Here is a 21,318-nt window from a genome sequence, read left to right on the forward strand (position 1 = left end):
GCGTTAACTGCCTGCTTAATATGCGATAACCATGGACGCCAGTTTCTTCCGTTGTAAACAAATTTTAATTATTGACGATTGCGCCCCCGTCAGAGCGTCCATCAAAGCTATGGCGCAGCAAATTGGCTTTGAATCTATTCATCTGGCGCGTGACGCCAACGAAGCCATAGCCAAATGCCATGAGCTACCGTTTGATTTTATTCTGTGCGATTTCAACCTGGGAGACGGCAAGGACGGCTATCAGGTGTTTGAAACCTTAAAAGCGCAGCAGTTACTGGCACCGCTAAATTGTTTTTTAATGGTCAGCGCCGAGAATCAGCGGCAAATTGTGCACGGCATGATTGAGCTGCAGCCAGACGACTATCTGCTTAAACCATTTTCTTACCAGCAGTTGGAAGAACGGATTGTTCGCGCCATCACCAACCGTATTGCCCTGCGTAAAATTTATGTTCACCTGTTTGAAAATGACTCTAAAAATGCCATTGCTGAGTGCGACAAAGCCATTACCAGCAAGCCAGAGTTTGCTATTGCGGCTATGCGGATCAAAGGTGAACTGCTGATAAAGCTGCGGCTATTTGCTCAGGCAGAGCAGTTTTATCTGCAGATAATGCAGCAATATAAAAAAGCGGCCTGGGCCAGGCTTGGTTATGCGCTGGCCTGCTTTTATCAGGAGCGCTGGGATGACACAGAATTGCAACTGGCCGATCTTACCCAGTTTGATGAAACTAAAGTAGAAGCGCTCGACTGGCTGTCGCGGCTATATGTAAAGTATCGCCGCTTTCAGATTGCCCACAACACCTTATACGAAGCCGTGCTGTTATCGCCGAAAAATATCACCCGGCAAAAAACTCTGGCCAATCTGGCTTCTATCGTTGGCGACAAACTGGCCGCCGCGCGTATTAACGCCAAAATCGTTATAGCAGCACGCCACTCGGTAAACGATATTGCTGACAACTACCTTAACCAGGCAAGAGCACTGGTAGACGCCGCTTATTGCGGCAACGTGCTGGAGCGCGCGGTAACCGTAAATAATGCCGCCAGAATAGTCGATCATCTGGCAAAACGCTTTGATATTGCCAAACTTAAAGCTGAAATTACCGTACTGCGTTGCCGTTTTCTGGCTGCCAAAGGTGAACTGGCCGATGCCAAGCAGTTAATTGCTGAGGTGCCGGTCTCGCACAAAACCAATATGAGTATCGACAGCTGCCTTGATGCCGCCAAAGCCTACTTTGAGCTGGGCGATCTCTACGCCAGTCAAAGCTATATCGACAAGTTGCAGCATATTCTGGACCGGGACGACTTTCTGACAGAAACCCAGCGCATTATGCTGGAAATGGAGCAATCCCGGCATGAAGAACTCAAAGCCAAGCTCAAAATTATCAACGCCGAAGCGGCCGAGGCCTATCAGCGGGAAAATTATGATCAGGCGTTCGAGCGCTTTGCCGAAACCTTCGATTACATGCCAACCAACCCCACCATTGCCTTAAACCTGATGCAAACCATGACCAAAGGTGCCAGGTTAATACCACTCACGCAGCGCTATATTCGCGCCTCGGTAAAACTACTGGCCAAAAGCGAATTAGACGAGGAAATGGCAGCCCGTTTTAAGCGTTATTTGATCCAGCTAAAAGAAATGCACCCTGAGCTTATACCCAGGCGCAGGCCAAAAGAGCGCGAAGTGTTGTAAACAGAAAATGTTGTAAGACAGCTTAATTTAGCACTACGCCTAGCTAAATATCGGTAACACATCTTGCACGGCTACCCAGCTAAGCGCAGCCAGATTAACCAGCACGGTAAGCCAGAAAACGGTAAGAAAGGCGCGCTTTTTTGATTTATGCCGTAAATAGCTTTGCGCCAGCAAAGCACCGGGCCAGCCCCCAATTAGTGATAACAACTGTAAATTAGCTTCCGGTATACGCCAGAGGCCAGCCTGAGCCTTGCGCTTGTCCAGCCAGTAGCTGATAAAGGTAAACAGACTAATAACGGTGTAGGCGACGATAACGTATAGCGATAACCTTCCCAAAGAGAACGCTACTGCAAGCGCCAGACTAAAAACCGTTATCAGTAATAACGGCCATCGGGTGATTTTCCTTTTTACCCGCATGGCAGCGTTAATCTGCCTTAATCGTCGCTTGCCAGTTTACCGCCTGCCATTGGCGGTTTTTACGCACAAAAGTACCACTATTTAAATAGCGCTTGGTTTCATTAGCTGATTTACCCACCAGCACAAAGGCCACCACTGCGGTATCGCCGTATTGCATAATGCGCACATCTTCGCTGCTATACACCGTATCAATGTCGCCTGCTTTTAACATGCCGCGGCTGGTTACGCCTTGCATCAGTTCAGCCTTGCCAAAGCGGGTGCCGCCAGAGCTGGTGTAAATAAGCTCGTCAGCCCAGTATTTATTGTGAATAGCCGCATCGTTGCGGGTGGCGCCGTCTAAAAATTCGCTTAGCAGTGCAGTAAGTTCGGCTTTGTCATCGGCCAGGGTTGGCATAGTACAAAACAGCAGTGATATAACAATTAGTATTTTTCCCATCAGAGGTTCCAAGATGTTGTTTTTGCTTGCTTCAGAGTAACAATTTCAGCCACTAACGCAATATATAAAGCATATCTGCCAATTAAACTATTGACCTTAAGTTAAGTTGAGCTTTTACAGTGCCTGTGGTTTGCAACAAGCGCTTAGCTTAGTGCTTTTTAATCTGCTTATTTCAGGAGTTTTCGATGAGTTCAGCCGCACCACCAGCCCGCTGGTTTGATATTGGTTTAACCGCTGCCGCACCATTAATTTGGGGCAGCACTTATCTGGTTACCACAGAGTTTCTACCGCCCGATGTACCACTATTATCTGCTACGCTGCGCACATTGCCGGTTGGCTTACTCATGTTGCTGTGTCTGCGCCAACTGCCGGCTAAAGGCTGGTGGGGCAAAATTTTTCTGTTAGGCATGCTGAATATCGGCATCTTTCAGGCGCTGCTGTTTGTGGCTGCCTATCGTTTACCCGGTGGCGTGGCAGCAACGGTTGGTGCCATTCAACCGCTGGTGGTGGTACTGCTGGGCTGGGCAGTGCTGAATACCAAAACCAGCATGCTAAGCTGGATAGCCGCACTGTGTGGTTTAGCCGGCGTCGCCATGCTGGTGTTGGGGCCAGCAGCGAAACTGGATTTTATCGGCGTAGCCGCCGCTGCTACAGGCGCTTTTGCCATGGCTTGTGGCACCTTACTGACAAAAAAATGGCTACCGCCAGCCAGCGCTATGGTATTAACCAGTTGGCAGCTAACGGCCGGAGGCCTGTTTTTATTACCGTTGGCTCTGCTGTTTGAAACCTTGCCGGCCCAACTTAGCCTGGCTAATGTTTTCGGCTATATCTGGCTGGGCTTAATCGGCACCGGTTTAACTTATGTTTTTTGGCTGCGCGGGGTAATGAAAATGCCGGCAGCCGCCGTAACTACCCTTAGCCTGCTTAGCCCGCTAAGTGCTACCGTGCTGGGCGCACTGGTGCTGCAACAAAAACCAACACTGCTGCAAAGTGCCGGTATGGCGCTGGTATTACTTGGAGTGTGGCTGGGGCAGCGCACCACTGTTATAGTGCCAGCTTCTGCCCAAGCGAAGCTTAAAGTAAGCAGCTGAGAATAAAAAAGGCGCCGCGGCGCCTTTCCTGCTCGTATCGGATGTGAAATTAAATTTATCTTAATTTTGCCAGAGGATCCTGCCAGCGGCTCAAAACACGCAAGATAAGCAGTGTATCTGCTGTTACCCGGTAATAAATGCAGTGCGAACGGTGCACGATACGGCGCACGCCAGTTCTGATATCACTGCAGTCTTTACCTAACAACGGCTGTGTACACAGTAAATCAAAAATTGTCAGCAGTTGCTGATAGTAAATGTACGCTTGATACTCACCGAATTCAGCCAGGGTAAAATCGGCGATAACAGCTAAATCTTCTTTCGACTGTGCCGAAAGCTGTAATGTCAGCACTTACTTTTATGCCGCATTAACGCTGCCTCCCAAATATCCAGCGGGGATGATTCGCTGACACCTGACGCCAAAGCCTGATCCAATATATCGCCCAGCTCAGCCTCAGCCTGTCGGCGCATCTGATCCTGCCTGACCAAATGCCGGATATATTCAGAGTCGTTACCAAACTGGCCGGACGCCACCTGAGCTTTAACCCACTCGTCTTGCTGTGGCGTTAAGGTAATGGTTTTACGTTGCATAACATACCTCCACTAACAGTATGAATTTATCATACGGTCTGCTAGCGGATCCGGCAACAAAAAAGGCGCCGCGGCGCCTTTGTTCATCTCACTAGCCGGCAGCTTACATGCTGATACCGCCATCGATTTCCACTACCCGGCCGGTGAAAAAGTCGTTTTCAAAAATGTATTTGGCGGTATGAGCAATTTCGCTGGCTTCGCCTAAGCGCCCTACCGGCTTCATTTTCTCCAAGCGGTCGCGTGCTTCAGGTTTCATTGCATCGGTCATGGCGGTGCGGATCACACCCGGTGCTATGGCACCCACGCGAATACCAAAACGGCCCAGCTCACGTGCCCAGGTTACGGTCATCGCCACCACGCCGGCTTTAGAGGCTGCATAGTTGGTTTGGCCCATATTGCCGCCACGGGCGACGCTGGACATATTAATAATTACGCCCTTGGTACCACGTTTAACCATCACTGCAGCCGCTTCACGGCCACACAGAAATACACCGGTTAAATTCACGTCAATAACCGACTGGAACTGTGCCAACGACATTTTGCTTTGCAGCTCGCCGTCTTTGTATTTCAGCAATAAGCCGTCGCGCAAAATACCGGCATTATTAATCAGGCCGTCAATGCCGTTAAAATCGCTGTCGATTTGGCCAAAGGTTTCTTCAACCTGCTGTTCATTCGCTACGTTGGCAATGTAGGTGTGCACTGTGGTTGTAGCGCCCAGTTCGGCTTTGGCGGCGGCTAACTGGTCGGCATTCATATCAATTAACGCCAGTTTGGCGCCTTCATTGGCGCACATGCGAGCCATTTCCAGGCCTAAGCCTTGCGCTCCGCCAGTGATAACGATGGTTTTGTTTTTCAGGTTCATTTTTCTACCTTAATTTACAAGTATTGTTCTGCACCGACAGCCGCTGCGTACATTTTTCGTCGGACACGCCGTAAATACATCCCTGTAGGCTCCTCTTTTTCATCCCTGAAAAAGACGGTCCGCCAAAAAAATACATCCGCGTCTGCCTTTGAAGTAACGACCAGCTGCGTAAAAACGCAGTAGTAGCGGATACGGATGTACTTTTTTCTGAGACCGTTGGAGGCCATGGATGGCCGGAATCGAGCCCCATGGACGGTTTATGGCGTGTCTCAGAAAAAATGTACGCAGTAGCCGCGTGACTTCACTACTTAACCAATTACTTCTTTTCAAACAGCTTAAAAATGCTGGAAAAATCCAGTTTGCCATTGCCAGCCCGCTGGTGTGCCACGTATAAGCTGCGTGCCAGTGCGCCCATTGGCGTGCTGCTTTGGCTGTGCAATGCAGCTTCCAGTGCCAGACCTAAATCTTTTGCCATCAAATCAACCATAAAGCCGCCCTGATAACCATTGGATGATGGCACATTTGGCATTACTTCCGGGCACGGATTGTACAGCTCCAGCGTCCAGTTACGGCCTGAGCTTTTCAGCATAATATCTGACAGCACTTTTGGATCCAGGCCGTTATCCACGCCCATCTGCAGCGCTTCTGAGGTGCCGACCATCAGGATACTTAACAGCATATTGTTGCAGATTTTCGCGACCTGGCCTGCACCCACTGCACCTGCGTGAAACAGGTTTTTACCCATATTACCGAGCACAGTTTTCGCACGCTCAAAATGCGCCGCATCGCCGCCAACAATAAAAGTTAAGGTACCGGCTTTCGCGCCACCGACACCACCGGAAACCGGTGCATCAATAAAGGCAATACCTTGTGCAGCTAAACCTGCGCCCACTTTGCGGGCGCTGTCGGCGTCTATGGTAGAGCAATCAATAACCAGCGCTTCTTTGCTGATATTGCCGGCAATGCCCTGTTCACCTAAATATAAACCGATGACATGCTTACCGGCCGGCAGCATAGAGATAACAAACTCCGCACCTGTTACGGCTTCTGCTGCTGTAGCAGCAACGGCTGCGCCTTCAGCTTTTACTTGCGACAGCGCCGCAGCCGATAAATCAAAGGCAGTAACCGCGTGCCCGGCTTTCACCAGATTAATGGCCATAGGGCCACCCATATTGCCTAACCCTATAAATGCAACCTTAGCCATGTTTGCTCCTAATCAGTTATCCGGTTGACCCAGTTCGCGCAGCGGGTGCTCGTTAGCATGCCACGGCGAGCGGAACAGCTCATCGATGACGCTTTGCGGTACATCGCTCACCGTTTTATATTGCCAATTCGGCGTTAAATCTTTATCCATTAACAGTGCGCGCACGCCTTCTGTAAACTCGCCAAGCTTGCCGCACTGCACACTTAAACCCAGCTCCAGCCGGAAGCTGTCGGCCAGTATTTTGCTTTGACCCAGTTTTAACAACTCAAACACGATATGTGCTGTAATCGGGCTGCCGTACGCCAGCGACTCTTTGGCTTTTTGCAGCCATTTGTCCTCGCCTTGCATGGCGTTAACGTTGGCAATAACAGCAGGCAAACTCTCCAGGTTCGCCAGCGTTTCAATGGCGCCCTGATGTGGCCGGATATTACTCAGCGGCATCTGAGTACGGCACTGATCTTCTTCGCTACGCAGCACATCGCTGAGTTTTTGATGATTAAGGGCAACGGTATCTCCCCACTTTACTGTTAGCAGCTTTTCCAACAGCGCAGCTTTACGCTCATGCAGTAAGAAGTTATCGGCCAGACCAATAAATTTGGCATCGGCAGCGTTAATTGAGGCACCGGTTAAACCTAAAAACAGGCCACAACCGGCTGGCATACGGTTTAAAAACCAGCTGGCGCCAACATCCGGATACAGGCCAATGGCCATCTCCGGCATCGCGATACGGCTGGTAACCGTAACCACACGGTGTGAAGCACCGGCCATTAAGCCTAAACCGCCGCCCATTACTATGCCATTACCCCATACCAACACCGGCTTGCCAAAGGTATGGATTAAATAATCCAGTGTGTATTCTTTAGTGAAGAATTCTTCGACATAAGGCGCATATTCGCTGGGTTTATCCAGCATGGCTTTGTATAAATCACGAATATCGCCACCGGCACAAAAGGCTTTATCGCCTGCGCCCTGCAGCAATACCATGCTGATGCTGTTGTCCGCCTGCCAGGCTTGCAGCTGCGGCAGTAAAGACTCCACCATCGGCAAGCTAAGGGCATTCAGCGACTTTTCTGAATTCAGAGTAGCAACGCCGATTTTTTTACCGTTGTGTGCGCTCAGCTGCTGATACAGCACCACGTCATTTGCGCCGCTCATTAGCCATTCACCCAGTTGGCTTTACGTTTTTCTAAAAACGCCTGCACCCCTTCTACCTGATCTTTAGTATCAAACAGGCCAACAAACAGCTCGCGCTCAAGCGGCAGTGCGCTTTGCATGGTGCCGCTGCGGCCTTGCTGAATAAGCTTTTTACAAGCAGTAACCGATGACGGGCTTTGTTCGGCCACTTTATCAGCCATCGCCATTGCAGTTTCCAGTGCCATACCGGTAGCTACCACTTCTTCCACTAAACCAATTTGCAGCGCTTTTTCTGCGCCTAAACGCTCACCGCATAAAATCATCCGCTTGGCCCAACCCTCGCCTACCAGCCAGGCCAGGTTTTGCGTGCCACCGGCACAAGGTAATAAGCCGACTTTGGCTTCAGGCAGCGCCATTTGCGCTTGTTGCTCGGCAATACGGATATCACAGGCCAGCGCTACCTCTAAACCGCCGCCCATGGCATAGCCGTTAATGGCGGCAATAGACACGCCGCTAAACGCACTTAAGGTTTCAAAGGCTTCGCCGAAAATACGCGCCATATCACTGGCCACGGCTTTATCGCCATCGGCAAACAGTTTTAAATCCGCGCCGGCTGAGAAAAATTTATCGCCCTCGCCGGTGATCACCAGCGCGTAGATATTTTTGTCTTCATCCAGGCTTTTTACTGCGTTACGCAATTGCGTTAAGGTGTCGCGCGTCCAGGTATTGGCCGGCGGGTTAGACATGGTAATAAGCGCCGTGTGGCCGCGTTTTTCGAGTTTTAGTTGAGCCATTGTTGTCTCCTGCTTTGGGCGATGGAATTAGCGCTATCGCTACAACGGGCTTATTCACACCGACACGCCGTAAACCCATCCCTGGGGGCTCGTCTCAGCCCGTCCGGGGCTTCAACGGTCGGTTTAGAACAAGCCCGCCTGCGCTACATCAGCCTTTTAAAATCATTATCCCAAAGATCGATTACAGAATGTCACCAGCAGCTTCATCCAGTAAACGCCGGCCGATAATCAGCCGCATAATTTCGTTGGTGCCTTCCAAAATCTGATGCACGCGCACATCACGGAAATGCCGCTCCAACGGGTATTCTTTAATGTAGCCATAACCGCCGTGTAACTGCAGCGCCTGGTCACAGACCTGGAAACCGACATCGGTAGCAAACCGCTTAGCCATAGCGCAATAGGCTGTGGCCTCACCGTCTTTTTGGTCCAGCTTAAACGCGGCTAAGCGTACTAACTGACGTGCGGCAACTAACTCGGTGGCCATATCCGCCAGCTTAAACTGCAGTGCCTGAAATGCCGCCAATGGCTTACCAAACTGCTGCCGCTCCAACATATAGTTGCGCGCGGTATTTAATGCCTGCTGCGCGGTACCAATAGAGCAAGTGGCAATATTAATACGACCGCCGTCTAAGCCTTTCATGGCAAAGCCAAAACCTTCGCCTTCATTGCCCAGCAGGTAATGCGCAGGAATGCGCACATCTTCAAACGTAATCAGCCTGGTTGGCTGTGCGTTCCAGCCCATTTTCTCTTCGGCTTTGCCGTAAATAACACCTTTGGCATCGGCAGGTACAATAAAGGCCGAAATGCCTTTTGGCCCGGCTTCGCCGGTGCGCGCCATTACCACCAAAACTTCGGTTTCACCGGCACCGGAGATAAACATCTTCGAGCCGTTTAATACGTATTCGTTGCCGTCTTTTTTTGCACTGGTGCGCAGACTGGCAGCATCTGAGCCGGAGCCTGGCTCGGTTAAGCAATAAGATGCCAGCTGCTGGCCTGTTACTAAATGCTCCATCCACTGTGCTTTAGCGTCACTTGTACCCCAGTTAGCTATCATCCAGGTGGCCATATTGTGAATGGTCAGCATGGCTGTGGTGGCGGTACAACCCATCGACAGCTGTTCGAAAATAATGGACGAATCTAACCGTGATAGCCCCATGCCGCCGTCTTCTTCTGGCGTATACAATGAGCAAAAGCCCAGTTCGCCGGCTTTTTGAATTACGTCTTTAGGAAAGTGATGCTCACGATCCCACTGCGCTGCGTGTGGCGCCAGTTCTTGTTCAGCAAACTGTTTGGCCACATCGACAAAGGCTTGTTGATCTTCTGTTAAATTGAAATTCATCTGTTTGGACCTTACCGCTTAACCAATCGCTACGCTTTCAGGGGATTTAAACGCTCGCCCGTTCGGCTCTCCCAGCCTCACTTCTGATCGCTCGCTAATTAATTCCCCTTACGCTGCGCTTGTTCCGATTAGTAATTTACTCAGGACTTGCAGGCGGGCGGAACCGGAACAACTAAGCAGACGATCAAGAGCGAATTTGGGAGAAATTCGCGGGGCTGCGTGTTGTTACGGTGGAAGCGCCGCACTACAAATGCACTTTAATCTGACTTAACGTAAGTTAATCGACATATTCGGGCCAGACACCGGAATATCGTCGTCAAACCAGCGCGCGGTAATGGTTTTCGTCTCAGTATAAAAACGCACCGCCTGCTTACCGTAAGCATGCTGATCGCCGTAGAACGAACCTTTCCAGCCCGTGAATGAGAAGAACGGCAGAGGCACCGGAATAGGAATGTTAATACCTACCTGGCCTACTTCCACTTCATGCTGATACTTACGCGCAGCTGCGCCGCTGGCGGTAAAGATAGAAGTACCGTTACCGTACGGGCTGTCATTTACTACTTTTAATGCTTCAGCCAGCGAGCCAACCTGCATGGTGGTTAGTACCGGGCCGAAAATTTCCTGTTTATAAATTTCCATATCGGTAGTCACATTACTAAACACAGTGGGGCCTACCCAGTTACCGTTCGGGTAGCCTTCAACTTTGCAGTCTGAACCATCCAGCACGCAGGTGGCGCCTTCTTTTTTACCCTGCTCAATTAACGATAACACCCGGGCACGCGCCTGCGGGCTAATTTGCGGGCCATAAGCAGCATTCTGGTCGGTGTATACACCAGGACGTACTTTGCCAATCGCAGCGGCCACTTCGGGGATCCAATCTGCTGCAGCACCAACAAATACCGCTACTGATATTGCCATACAACGCTGACCGGCAGCGCCTACGGAAGCACCCACCAGGGCATTAACCACCTGCTGCTTATTGGCATCCGGCATAATAACCATATGGTTTTTCGCACCGGCAAAGGCCTGTACGCGTTTTAAATTGTCGGTACCGGTTTTGTAAATGTATTGGCCCACATTCACTGAACCAACAAACGAAATAGCTTTAATATCCGGGTGATGCAGTATCGCATCAACCTGCTCTTTGGCGCCATGCACTACCTGCAGCACGCCTTTTGGCGCACCGGCTTTAACAAACAGCTCGGCAATTTTGTTTACCGTCATCGGATCTTGCTCTGACGGTTTTAAAATAAAGGTGTTACCACAAGCAATGGCCATCGGGAACATCCACAGCGGGATCATCGCCGGGAAGTTAAACGGCGTAATACCGGCGCAAACACCCAGCGGCTGAATGTAGCTGTAGGTGTCGATGCTGCGAGCCACGTTTTCTACCGTTTCGCCCATCATTAATGACGGAATGTTAGCAGCCTGTTCAACCACCTCGATACCACGCCAGACATCGCCTTTGGCGTCTTCTACCGTTTTACCCAATTCGCGGCAGATAATGTCGGCAATTTCACCCTGGTGTTCTTTTAACAGGTGCGCAAAGCGCATCATTAAACGGGCGCGCTCTGATACCGGAACTTCTTTCCACGTTAAAAAAGCCGCTTTTGCCGACTCGATAGCGCGTTCCATTTCTGCCGGTGTGGCACACGCCACCTGAGCAATCACGTCTTGTGTTGCCGGGTTGGTAACAGCGATAAGTTTGTCACCTGTTGGTGCGACAAACTCGCCGTCGATAAAATGCTTAACCTGTTGTGTCATGTTGCTTCTCCCGATTGTTTGGGTATGCCGCCGGCCTGTTATGTGTGTAATTGCGCCGGCTGCTTTAAATGTTTGTTACAGTACTTCTACGGCCAGCGCCACAGCTTCACCGCCACCGATACACAGTGACGCTACGCCTTTGCTTAAACCGCGGTTGCGCAGCGCATGAATAAGGGTAACCAGAATACGCGCGCCTGAAGCACCGATAGGATGGCCCAGCGCACAGGCGCCGCCGTTTACGTTTACTTTGCTCTCATCCAGGCCCAGCTCGTTAATCGCCAGCATGGTTACCATGGCAAAGGCTTCGTTAATTTCCCACAGGTCGACTTGTTCTTTGTCCCAACCGGCTTTTTGCAATACTTTTTGCATCGCGCCAACCGGCGCTACAGTAAACAGCGCAGGTTCCATCGAGTTGGTTGCATGCGCCACTACGCGCGCTAAAGGCTTAGCACCCTGTGCTTTGGCATCGCTTTCGCGCATCAGCACCAGTGCCGCAGCGCCGTCTGAAATAGAGCTGGAGTTAGCCGCAGTAATGGTGCCGTCTTTGGCAAAAGCCGGGCGCAGAGTTGGAATTTTGTCGATTTTGGCATTGCCCGGTTGCTCATCTACCGCAAAGGTCATTTCACCTTTACGGGTTTGAAAAGTTACCGGAGTAATTTCGTTTTTAAACGCACCGCTGGCAATCGCCTGCTGCGCACGGGTAGTGGATTGCACCGCGAAGGCGTCCATCTGCTCACGGCTGATGCCTTTCTCATCGGCTGTCCCCTGCGCAAAACAGCCCATGGCTTTACCGTCGTAGGCGTTTTCCAGGCCGTCCAGCATCATATGATCTTTAATTTCGCCATGGCCCATACGGTAACCACCGCGAGCTTTTGGCAGCAGGTACGGTGCATTGCTCATCGACTCCATACCACCGGCCACGACCACATCAGCGCTGCCGGCTTTTAACAGGTCGCTGGCCAGCATTACCGCCTTTAAGCCTGAGCCGCATACTTTATTAATGGTAGTGGCGCCCGCGGATAACGGTAAGCCGGCTTTTAATGTCGCCTGGCGTGCCGGTGCCTGGCCTAAACCGGCCGGCAGCACGTTACCCATAATCACTTCACTGACCTTATCACCACCGATACCAGCCTGCTCCAATGCCGCTTTAATCGCCGTGGCGCCCAACACAGTCGCATCAACGTCGGTTAAGCCGCCCATAAAGCCGCCCATAGCGGTGCGTGTAGCAGCAACGATTACAATATTGTCGGTAGCCATAAAGATCTCCAAAAAAGCTGTCGGCTAAAAAGATGTTCCAGAGCCTACACCAAATTTACGTTTACGCCAACGTCAACCACCTAACACTGTGGTAGTGTGCCTCGCTTTTGGTTCAGCAAAGTGTACAGTCTGACCAGTACAAACTGGCATTTTAGCTTTACAAACAAGGCAAAAATAGCCGTTTTGCCAACTTAGCGCCAAGCTACCAGCTTTACCTTTACGTAAACTTCACTTATATTGACTGCGTTTTCGGGGAAGGCGGATATGACAGAAAAAGAAGAAAAAACATATAGCATCAGCGAACTGGCCAAGGAGTTTGATATTACTACCCGTAGTATCCGCTTTTATGAAGATCAGGGGCTGATCTCGCCTTTACGAAACGGCCAATCCCGTATTTACAGCAAGCGCGACCGGGTGCGGTTAAAGCTGATATTACGCGGCAAACGCCTCGGTTTTAGCCTGGCCGAAACTGGCCAGCTGTTTGAACTGTACGACGCAGATAAAAGCAGCGTCACCCAATTAAATACCATGCTGAAGCTGATAGAGCTGAAAAAAGCCGAGCTGCACCAGCAATTGGACGATATCAAAGTTGTGCTAATGGAGCTGGTAACGGTAGAAAAACGTTGCCGCGACACCTTAGCCGACGCCAAACAACATAAAACCGCTTAAGCGGTCAGAAGACATAGCAAACGGGGATCTACAATGATTAGCAGTTATAAAGGGCTTAATTTCGATTTAGGTGAAACGGTAGATATGATTCGTGAGCAGGTTAACGCCTTCGCCCGCGATGAAATCGCGCCGCGCGCTGCCCATATTGACGAAAAAAATGAGTTCCCGAATGAGCTGTGGCGCAAATTCGGCGATTTAGGCCTGCTGGGCATTACCGTAGATGAAAAGTACGGCGGCTCTGGCTTAGGTTACTTAGAACACGTAGTTGCACTGGAAGAAATCAGCCGCGCGTCAGCATCGGTTGGCTTATCGTACGGTGCGCACTCTAACCTGTGTGTAAACCAGATTTTCCGCAACGGCTCCGAAGCACAGAAGCTAAAGTATCTACCGAAATTGTGCTCGGGTGAGCATATCGGTGCGCTGGCGATGAGTGAGCCTAATGCCGGTTCAGATGTGGTTAGCATGAAGCTACGCGCTGAGAAGCAAGGCGATAAATACATTTTAAACGGCAATAAAATGTGGATCACTAATGGCCCGGATGCACACACTTATGTGATTTACGCCAAAACAGATATCAACGCCGGCTCTAAGGGCATTACAGCCTTTATTGTTGAGCGCGGCACCAAAGGCTTTAGCACGGCGCAAAAACTGGACAAGCTGGGTATGCGCGGCTCGAACACCTGTGAGCTGGTGTTTGAAGATTGCGAAGTCCCGGCAGAAAACGTACTGGGGCAGATTGGCGGCGGCGTTAAAGTACTTATGAGCGGTCTGGACTATGAGCGTGTAGTACTGGCAGCCGGCCCGCTCGGCATTATGCAAGCCTGTATGGACGTGGTAGTGCCATATATCCATGACCGTAAGCAGTTTGGCCAGGCTATCGGTGAATTCCAACTGGTGCAGGGCAAACTGGCCGATATGTACACCCAAATGAATGCAGCGAAATCATACGTTTATACAGTAGCTAAAGCTTGTGACCGTGGTGAAACCACGCGTAAAGATGCGGCAGCGGTAATTCTGTACTCAGCGGAGCTGGCGACCAAGATGGCACTGGATGCAATCCAGTTACTCGGCGGTAATGGCTACATTAATGAGTACCCTACCGGGCGCCTACTGCGTGATGCCAAGCTATACGAAATTGGGGCCGGCACCTCGGAAATCCGCCGTATGCTGATTGGCCGGGAATTGTTTACTGAATCTAACTAGCATAAACAGCACTTCAGACCGGACTACGGTGTAAGCCTGTGCTTCCACCGTAACAACACGCAGACCCGCGAATTTCTGCCAAATTCGCTCTTGATCGTCGGCTTAGTTGTTCCGGTTCCGCGCCGGTCGGATACTCCGGCGAGTGTTTGAAATACGGACGAGGCGAAGCGCGGAGCAGATTTAACTTAGCGAGCGATCAAGAGCGAGGATGGGAGATCCGAGCGGGCGAGCGTGTTAAATGTGCGGAAGCAGCGAAGCCGTTGGCTCTCACTTGTGGCACAAAAGGTAACTTAAGTGACCAGAATTACCTCAAAAATCAACCCTCGCGCTGAGGACTTCCAGAAAAATGCCGTCGCCATGCAGGCCGTGGTCGATGATCTGAACAGTAAAGTACAGCAAATTAAACTCGGTGGCGGCGAAGCGTTAATTGCCCGCCATACCGCCCGTGGCAAACTCTTTGTGCGTGATCGTATTCAAAAACTATTGGATCCGGGCTCACCGTTTTTAGAAGTTGGTCAGTTTGCCGGCTGGGAATGCTACGACGACTATGTGCCCAGTGCCGGAGTCGTCGCGGGTATTGGCCGCGTTAGCGGTGTCGAGTGCATGATTGTCGCCAACGACGCCACGGTAAAAGGCGGTACTTACTACCCGCTAACGGTAAAAAAACACCTGCGCGCACAAGAGATAGCCGAGCGCTGTCACCTGCCGTGTATTTATCTGGTCGACTCCGGCGGCGCTAACCTGCCGCGCCAGGACGATGTATTCCCAGACAAGCTGCACTTTGGCCGTATTTTCTTTAATCAGGCGAATATGTCAGCCAAAGGCATACCGCAAATTGCCGTGGTAATGGGCCTGTGCACCGCTGGCGGCGCCTATGTGCCGGCCATGGCTGACGAAAGCATTATCGTAAAAGAGCAAGGCACTATCTTTTTAGCCGGCCCGCCGCTGGTTAAAGCCGCGACCGGTGAAGAAGTATCCGCAGAAGAGCTGGGCGGTGCCGATGTGCATTGTAAAATCTCCGGTGTGGCCGATCACTATGCATTAAATGACGAGCACGCACTGCAACTTGCCCGTAACGCAGTAAGCCGCTTAAATCGCCCTGCCCCGCAAGCGATGGATATTAAGCCGACCCAAGAGCCGCTGTATGACGCCAAAGAGCTGTACGGCATAGTCGGCACAGATTTACGTAAGCCGTTTGATGTAAAAGAAGTGATTGCCCGCATTGTCGACGGCTCTGACTTTGATGAATTTAAGCAATACTACGGCGCAACCTTAGTCTGCGGCTTTGCGCGTATCTTCGGCTATCCGGTGGGCATTGTCGCCAATAACGGCATTCTGTTTTCAGAATCGGCGCAAAAAGGCGCGCACTTTATTGAGCTGTGTGCCCAGCGCAAAATTCCGCTGCTATTTTTGCAAAACATTACCGGCTTTATGGTAGGTAAAAAGTACGAAGCCGAAGGCATCGCCAAGCACGGCGCAAAAATGGTGATGGCTGTAAGCTGTGCTAAAGTGCCGAAATTTACCGTGCTTATTGGTGGTAGCTACGGTGCCGGCAACTACGGTATGTGCGGCCGCGCCTATGACCCTACCATGATGTGGATGTGGCCCAATGCCCGTATTTCAGTAATGGGCGGCGAGCAAGCTGCCGGTGTAATGGCACAGGTAACGAAAGATGGCCTGGCGCGTAAAGGTGAAACCCTGTCTTCGGAAGCCGAAAAAGCGCTGAAACAGCCGATCATTGAGCAGTATGAAAAACAGGGCCATCCGTATTATGCCAGCGGCCGGTTGTGGGATGACGGTATTATCGACCCGGCACAAACGCGGATGACGGTAGGCCTGGCGCTAGCCGCCGCGCTGAATGCACCGATTGAAGAGAGCCGTTTTGGCGTGTTCAGGATGTAATTACGGGGTATAAACACGCAAATGCTGCGTCCATTTTTTCTGCGACACGCCGTAAACCGTCCATGGGGCTCGATTCCGGCCATCCATGGCCTCCAACGGTCGCTGAAAAAAGGACATCCGCACTTGCTGGTTCAACGGTAAAGGCAAGCGCGCAGCACACTTTGACCAGAACCGTGTTTTTCAGGGACGAAAAACAGGAGCCTACATGGATGTATTTACGGCGTGTTCTGGCAAAGTTGTGCGGAGTGATTGCCGGTTGAATACACACATTTATTGAACGGAAAGTAAAAACTTTCGGAGAAAATATGACCCAGGTATACACAGAAGTCAGTATCGACCAACGCGGCGTAGCCACCTTAACGCTCAACCGGCCACAAGTGCATAACGCCTTTGACGATGCCATGATAGCCGAGCTTATCGCCGTGCTGAAAGACTTAGCCAATAACGATGAAGTGCGGGTATTGGTGCTGGCTGCCAACGGCAAAAACTTCTCTGCAGGTGCCGATTTAAACTGGATGCGCTCGATGGCGCAAAAAGATTATCAGCAGAACTTAAACGACGCCGCAGAACTTGCCACCCTAATGCACAGGTTGGATAAATTCCCTAAACCTACAATCGCATTAATTAAAGGCGCGGCCTTTGGCGGCGCTTTAGGTTTAGTCGCCTGCTGTGATATCGCTATTGCCGAAGAGAACGCCAGCTTTTGCTTAAGCGAAGTGCGCATAGGTTTAATACCGGCCGTGATCAGCCCTTATGTCATGCGCGCCATTGGCGAGCGTGAAAGCCGGCGTTATTTCTTAACCGCCGAGCGCTTTATGGCGCCAAAAGCCAAACAACTCGGTTTGCTGCATGAAGTGGTAGGCGATGGTGAATTAGCCGACAGCGCAGAGACATTTATCAACACCCTGCTGCAAAACAGCCCTGCGGCGTTAACTGCTGCAAAATCGCTGATCCATAATATTTATAACCGCAAGATCAGCAATAACGTAATAGCCCATACCGAGCAAACGATTGCTGAAATCCGGGTATCACCTGAGGGGCAGGAAGGCCTAAGCGCATTCTTAGAAAAACGTAAACCGGCCTGGCTCGGCAAGGAAGACGCATAATGTTTCGTAAAATACTTATCGCCAACCGCGGCGAAATTGCCTGCCGCGTTATCGACACCGCACATAAGCTCGGCATCCGCTGCGTGGCGGTGTATTCCGAAGCCGACGCCAATGCCCGCCATGTACGCATGGCAGACGAAGCTTACTTGTTAGGCCCGGCACCAAGCAAAGATTCTTACCTGCGCGCGGACAAAATTATCGCTATTGCTAAACAAAGCGGTGCAGAAGCCATTCACCCGGGATATGGCTTTTTGTCAGAAAACGAAAGCTTTGCCAAAGCCTGTGATGAGGCCGGAGTGGTATTTATCGGCCCGCCGGTGGGTGCTATTACCGCTATGGGCTCAAAAAGCGCGGCAAAAGACATTATGGCCAAAGCCGGTGTGCCGCTGGTGCCTGGCTATCATGGCGACGATCAAAGCGATGCGCTACTAAGCACAGAATCAGAGCGTATCGGCTACCCGCAACTGCTAAAAGCTGCTTATGGCGGCGGCGGTAAAGGCATGCGTGTGGTATGGAAAAAAGAAGAGTTCGTTGATGCCTTAGCCAGCGCGAGGCGTGAAGCCAAAGCCGGCTTCGGCAATGACAAAATGCTGATCGAGCGCTATTTAACCAAGCCGCGCCATATTGAAATTCAGGTATTTGCCGACAACCACGGCAATGCGGTGTATCTGGCCGAGCGCGATTGCTCAATCCAACGCCGCCACCAGAAAGTGATTGAAGAAGCGCCCGCCCCCAATTTCAGCAGCGAACAGCGAAAAGCCATGGGCGAAGCCGCGGTAAAGGCGGCCAAGGCCATAGATTATCGCGGCGCAGGCACTGTAGAGTTTCTGTTTGATGAAGACGGCTCCTTCTACTTTATGGAAATGAACACCCGGCTGCAGGTAGAACACCCTGTTACCGAGATGATCACCGGCCAGGATTTAGTAAAATGGCAGCTGCTGGTTGCCGCCGGCGAGACACTGCCGCTGGCGCAGGACGATATTCAGCTGGATGGCCACGCCATAGAAGTGCGGGTGTATGCTGAAGACCCGGACAACGATTTCCTGCCGCAAACCGGCAAGCTGACCTATTTGCGCCAGCCCGAGGCCAACCGCCATATTCGGGTAGATACCGGCGTGGTGGAAAACGATGAAGTGTCACCTTTCTATGATCCAATGATCGCCAAGCTAATCGTCTGGGATGAAAGCCGCGACCGCGCTATCGCCCGCATGTTACGTGCGCTGGACGATTACCGTATTGCCGGCGTTACCACCAACTTAGGCTTTTTAACCAGCCTCACCGAACACCCGGCGTTTAAAGCCGCCGAGCTTGATACCAACTTCATTAATCAGCACCACGACTCGTTATTTGCTCCGGCTAATAAAGAAAATAATCAGGCGCTGGTATTAGCCACGTTGTTTATTTTACAGCAACAAAAAGCACCGCAAACACATGGCAGCAGTTTCAGCCCCTGGCAGTTCAGCCATGGCTGGCGGATGAACGAAACACCGACTGTCGAAATTGCCCTGCAACACGGCGAGCACAAAACGCTGTTGAAAGTGCAGCAACTGCAGCAGCATTATGTAATTGATGTTGAAGGCCAGCAGCTTTGCTGCACAGCAGAGCTAAACGGCGATGAGCTTAGCGCCGTACTGGGCGAGCATCGCACTAAGGTGCGGGTAAGCCGCTATGCTGACACCTTCAATGGCGACACAATCAGCGTGTTTATTAAGCATCAGCGTTATGATTTTATCTACCAGACCGAAGTAACCACTGAAGTGGAAGGCGCCGATCACGCCGGCAGCTTAACGGCCCCGATGAACGGCACTATCGTTGCGGTCATGGCCAAAGCCGGCAGCACTGTTAATGCCGGTGATACGCTGGTAATTATGGAAGCGATGAAAATGGAATACAGCATTAAAGCGCCGAAAAACGGTGTGGTAAATGAAGTATTTTACGCCGCCGGCGATCTGGTAAAAGACGGCGCCGAGCTGGTTGATTTTAGCCCGGAGGAAGCATGAGCTTACCAAAAAGTGTACGCCTTGTTGAAGTAGGCCCACGCGATGGCCTGCAAAACGAAGCTGCGGTATCAGCAGTAGATAAAATCGCGCTAATTAATATGCTAACGGCCGCAGGCCATAGCTATATTGAAAGCGGCGCCTTTGTCTCGCCCAAGTGGGTGCCGCAAATGGCGGACTCTGCTGACGTATTCGCCGGCATTGAACACAAAGCCGGCGTCACCTACGCCGCACTTACGCCAAATTTAAAAGGCTATGAAGCGGCCAAAGCGGCTAATGTCACTGAAGTGGCAATTTTTGCCGCCGCATCAGAAGCCTTTAGCCAGAAAAACATTAACTGCACTATCGCTGAGAGCCTGACGCGCTTTGCGCCGCTGGTTGAAGCGGCCAGAGCCGATGGTATTAAGGTGCGCGGCTATGTGTCTTGTGTGGTCGGCTGCCCGTATCAGGGTGATGTTGCGCCTACCGAAGTAGCATTGGTCGCCAAAGCCCTGTTAGAGATGGGCTGCTACGAAATTTCACTGGGCGATACCATAGGCGTGGGCACGCCGGATAAAGTCAATGCGATGCTGGATGCGGTGCTATCTATGGTGCCGGTAGATAAGCTGGCAGTGCATTTTCACGATACTTACGGCCAGGCGTTAACCAATATATACGTGGCGCTAAACCGCGGCATTGCGGTGATTGATAGCGCTGTAGCAGGCCTTGGTGGCTGCCCTTACGCTGCCGGTGCGTCAGGCAATGTTGCCACTGAAGATGTGGTGTATTTACTTAACGGCCTTGGCATTTCACACGGCATCGATTTAACTGCGCTGGCCAAAGCCGGCTGGTTTATTACCGATAAACTGGGGAAGCAGCCTAGTTCTAAAGTAGGATTGGCGCTTAGGGCCAAGTGCACTCAAACTGGTAGTTAGTTAACAGCAACAACTAAGGTTCTTCGAACACGGTAATCACTCCGTACAACTTTGCCGGCACACGCCGTAAATACGTCCCTGTAGGCTCCTGTTTTTCATCCATGAAAAACACGGTTCCGGTCAAAGTTTACTGCGCGCTTACCTCGGCACTGATGCCAGCGGATGCGGATGTGATTTTTTCAGCAGCCGCGCAGTCGAAGAGCAGTTCGCAACAGATAGTTCAGCAAAGAACAGAGGACAACAAATGGCAGGGTTTAATAAAGTCGTACATAGCTACGAAGACGCCATGGCAGGCCTGCAGGACGGCATGACCGTTATTGCCGGTGGCTTTGGCTTATGCGGCATTCCGGAAGGCTTAATTGCCCAAATCAAAAAAATGAAAACCAAAGATCTCACCGTGGTATCAAACAACTGCGGTGTTGACGGCTTTGGTTTAGGTATTTTGTTGGAAGATCGACAAATCAAAAAAATGGTTGCCTCTTACGTGGGCGAAAACGCCCTGTTTGAAAAACAACTGCTGAGCGGCGAGCTGGAAGTAGAACTGACACCACAAGGCACTCTGGCCGAGAAAATGCGCGCCGGTGGTGCAGGAATACCGGCGTTTTTTACTGCAACAGGCTACGGTACACCAGTAGCTGAAGGTAAAGAAACCCGTGAAATTGATGGCCGCCATTATGTACTGGAACCTGCCATTACCGGTGACTTTGCCATAGTGCGAGCCTGGAAAGCCGACCGTTACGGCAACCTGGTGTTTCGCCACACGTCGATGAACTTCAACCCGATGGCGGCCACCGCCGGTAAAATTACCGTGGCTGAAGTAGAAGAGATAGTCGAGCCGGGTGAGCTGGAACCATCACAAATTCACACCCCCGGTATTTATGTGCAGCGCGTGATCAAAGGCAACTTTGAAAAACGCATTGAACGTCGTATGGTCCGTCAAGGTTAAGGAGGCAA

Annotated in this window: 20 protein-coding genes; 9 read left to right on the plus strand and 11 right to left on the minus strand. The window is 51.2% G+C overall.

Translation table 11 applies throughout. The annotated features are described in order from the left end of the window. Positions 1-31 precede the first annotated feature (31 nt). Positions 32-1,687: a response regulator gene (locus MJX74_RS07430; RefSeq protein WP_275692700.1), complete on the plus strand. Its 1,656-nt coding sequence runs from the start codon at positions 32-34 to the stop codon at positions 1,685-1,687. A gap of 39 nt (positions 1,688-1,726) precedes the next feature. Here MJX74_RS07430 and MJX74_RS07435 read toward each other — a convergent pair whose 3' ends face one another. Further along, positions 1,727-2,023 carry a DUF1294 domain-containing protein gene (locus tag MJX74_RS07435; RefSeq protein ID WP_240222144.1) on the minus strand — a complete coding sequence of 99 codons (297 nt, stop codon included), beginning with the start codon at positions 2,021-2,023 and terminating at the stop codon, positions 1,727-1,729. A gap of 88 nt (positions 2,024-2,111) precedes the next feature. Beyond that, on the minus strand, positions 2,112-2,540 hold the full coding sequence (locus MJX74_RS07440; RefSeq protein ID WP_240222147.1) for a nuclear transport factor 2 family protein: 429 nt from the start codon (positions 2,538-2,540) through the stop codon (positions 2,112-2,114). Positions 2,541-2,725: 185 nt separating this feature from the next. Here MJX74_RS07440 and MJX74_RS07445 point away from each other — a divergent pair, with 185 nt between their 5' ends. Next, complete coding sequence (locus MJX74_RS07445; protein ID WP_240222148.1) at positions 2,726-3,631, plus strand: EamA family transporter; 906 nt, start codon at positions 2,726-2,728, stop codon at positions 3,629-3,631. Positions 3,632-3,686: 55 nt separating this feature from the next. Here MJX74_RS07445 and MJX74_RS07450 read toward each other — a convergent pair whose 3' ends face one another. The 9 genes from MJX74_RS07450 to MJX74_RS07490 form a co-directional block, all read right to left on the minus strand. Next, positions 3,687-3,980 (minus strand): type II toxin-antitoxin system RelE/ParE family toxin, encoded by a 294-nt coding sequence (locus MJX74_RS07450; RefSeq protein ID WP_240222149.1) that lies wholly within the window; start codon positions 3,978-3,980, stop codon positions 3,687-3,689. Next, positions 3,974-4,219 (minus strand): type II toxin-antitoxin system ParD family antitoxin, encoded by a 246-nt coding sequence (locus MJX74_RS07455; RefSeq protein WP_240222150.1) that lies wholly within the window; start codon positions 4,217-4,219, stop codon positions 3,974-3,976. Before MJX74_RS07455 ends, MJX74_RS07450 begins: the two co-directional genes overlap by 7 nt. A 103-nt stretch (positions 4,220-4,322) precedes the next feature. Beyond that, the gene (locus MJX74_RS07460; protein WP_240222151.1) at positions 4,323-5,081 is read right to left on the minus strand and encodes an SDR family oxidoreductase; all 759 of its coding nucleotides are present in this window, start codon (positions 5,079-5,081) and stop codon (positions 4,323-4,325) included. 316 nt (positions 5,082-5,397) lie between these two features. Further along, the gene (gene mmsB, locus MJX74_RS07465; protein WP_240222152.1) at positions 5,398-6,285 is read right to left on the minus strand and encodes a 3-hydroxyisobutyrate dehydrogenase; all 888 of its coding nucleotides are present in this window, start codon (positions 6,283-6,285) and stop codon (positions 5,398-5,400) included. 12 nt (positions 6,286-6,297) lie between these two features. After that, positions 6,298-7,440: an enoyl-CoA hydratase/isomerase family protein gene (locus MJX74_RS07470; protein ID WP_240222153.1), complete on the minus strand. Its 1,143-nt coding sequence runs from the start codon at positions 7,438-7,440 to the stop codon at positions 6,298-6,300. Further along, the gene (locus MJX74_RS07475) at positions 7,440-8,213 is read right to left on the minus strand and encodes an enoyl-CoA hydratase (RefSeq protein WP_240222154.1); all 774 of its coding nucleotides are present in this window, start codon (positions 8,211-8,213) and stop codon (positions 7,440-7,442) included. The genes MJX74_RS07470 and MJX74_RS07475 overlap by 1 nt, the downstream gene beginning before the upstream one ends. Positions 8,214-8,394: 181 nt before the next feature. Then, on the minus strand, positions 8,395-9,552 hold the full coding sequence (locus tag MJX74_RS07480) for an acyl-CoA dehydrogenase family protein (protein ID WP_240222156.1): 1,158 nt from the start codon (positions 9,550-9,552) through the stop codon (positions 8,395-8,397). A gap of 267 nt (positions 9,553-9,819) precedes the next feature. Continuing rightward, on the minus strand, positions 9,820-11,316 hold the full coding sequence (locus MJX74_RS07485) for a CoA-acylating methylmalonate-semialdehyde dehydrogenase (RefSeq protein ID WP_240222158.1): 1,497 nt from the start codon (positions 11,314-11,316) through the stop codon (positions 9,820-9,822). Positions 11,317-11,391: 75 nt separating this feature from the next. Continuing rightward, on the minus strand, positions 11,392-12,573 hold the full coding sequence (locus MJX74_RS07490) for a thiolase family protein (protein WP_240222160.1): 1,182 nt from the start codon (positions 12,571-12,573) through the stop codon (positions 11,392-11,394). 264 nt (positions 12,574-12,837) lie between these two features. On the opposite strand from MJX74_RS07490, the gene MJX74_RS07495 reads away from it, so the two are divergent. From MJX74_RS07495 to MJX74_RS07525, 7 genes are all read left to right on the plus strand, one after another. Further along, the gene (locus tag MJX74_RS07495; RefSeq protein WP_240222162.1) at positions 12,838-13,242 is read left to right on the plus strand and encodes a MerR family transcriptional regulator; all 405 of its coding nucleotides are present in this window, start codon (positions 12,838-12,840) and stop codon (positions 13,240-13,242) included. Positions 13,243-13,275: 33 nt separating this feature from the next. Continuing rightward, a complete protein-coding gene (locus tag MJX74_RS07500) occupies positions 13,276-14,445 on the plus strand; it encodes an isovaleryl-CoA dehydrogenase (RefSeq protein ID WP_240222164.1) in 1,170 nt (389 codons plus the stop codon). Positions 14,446-14,739: 294 nt separating this feature from the next. Next, entirely contained in the window at positions 14,740-16,347 is a 1,608-nt protein-coding gene (locus MJX74_RS07505) for a carboxyl transferase domain-containing protein (RefSeq protein ID WP_240222166.1), read from the plus strand. 305 nt (positions 16,348-16,652) lie between these two features. Further along, positions 16,653-17,453: an enoyl-CoA hydratase/isomerase family protein gene (locus tag MJX74_RS07510; RefSeq protein WP_240222168.1), complete on the plus strand. Its 801-nt coding sequence runs from the start codon at positions 16,653-16,655 to the stop codon at positions 17,451-17,453. Continuing rightward, positions 17,453-19,453 carry an acetyl/propionyl/methylcrotonyl-CoA carboxylase subunit alpha gene (locus tag MJX74_RS07515; protein WP_240222170.1) on the plus strand — a complete coding sequence of 667 codons (2,001 nt, stop codon included), beginning with the start codon at positions 17,453-17,455 and terminating at the stop codon, positions 19,451-19,453. The genes MJX74_RS07510 and MJX74_RS07515 overlap by 1 nt, the downstream gene beginning before the upstream one ends. After that, entirely contained in the window at positions 19,450-20,364 is a 915-nt protein-coding gene (locus MJX74_RS07520) for a hydroxymethylglutaryl-CoA lyase (RefSeq protein ID WP_240222172.1), read from the plus strand. Before MJX74_RS07515 ends, MJX74_RS07520 begins: the two co-directional genes overlap by 4 nt. 244 nt (positions 20,365-20,608) lie before the next feature. After that, the gene (locus MJX74_RS07525; RefSeq protein WP_173500440.1) at positions 20,609-21,310 is read left to right on the plus strand and encodes a CoA transferase subunit A; all 702 of its coding nucleotides are present in this window, start codon (positions 20,609-20,611) and stop codon (positions 21,308-21,310) included. Positions 21,311-21,318: the final 8 nt, after the last annotated feature.

Source organism: Rheinheimera hassiensis (genome assembly GCF_022436675.1).
GTDB classification, from domain to species: Bacteria; Pseudomonadota; Gammaproteobacteria; order Enterobacterales; family Alteromonadaceae; genus Alishewanella; species Alishewanella hassiensis.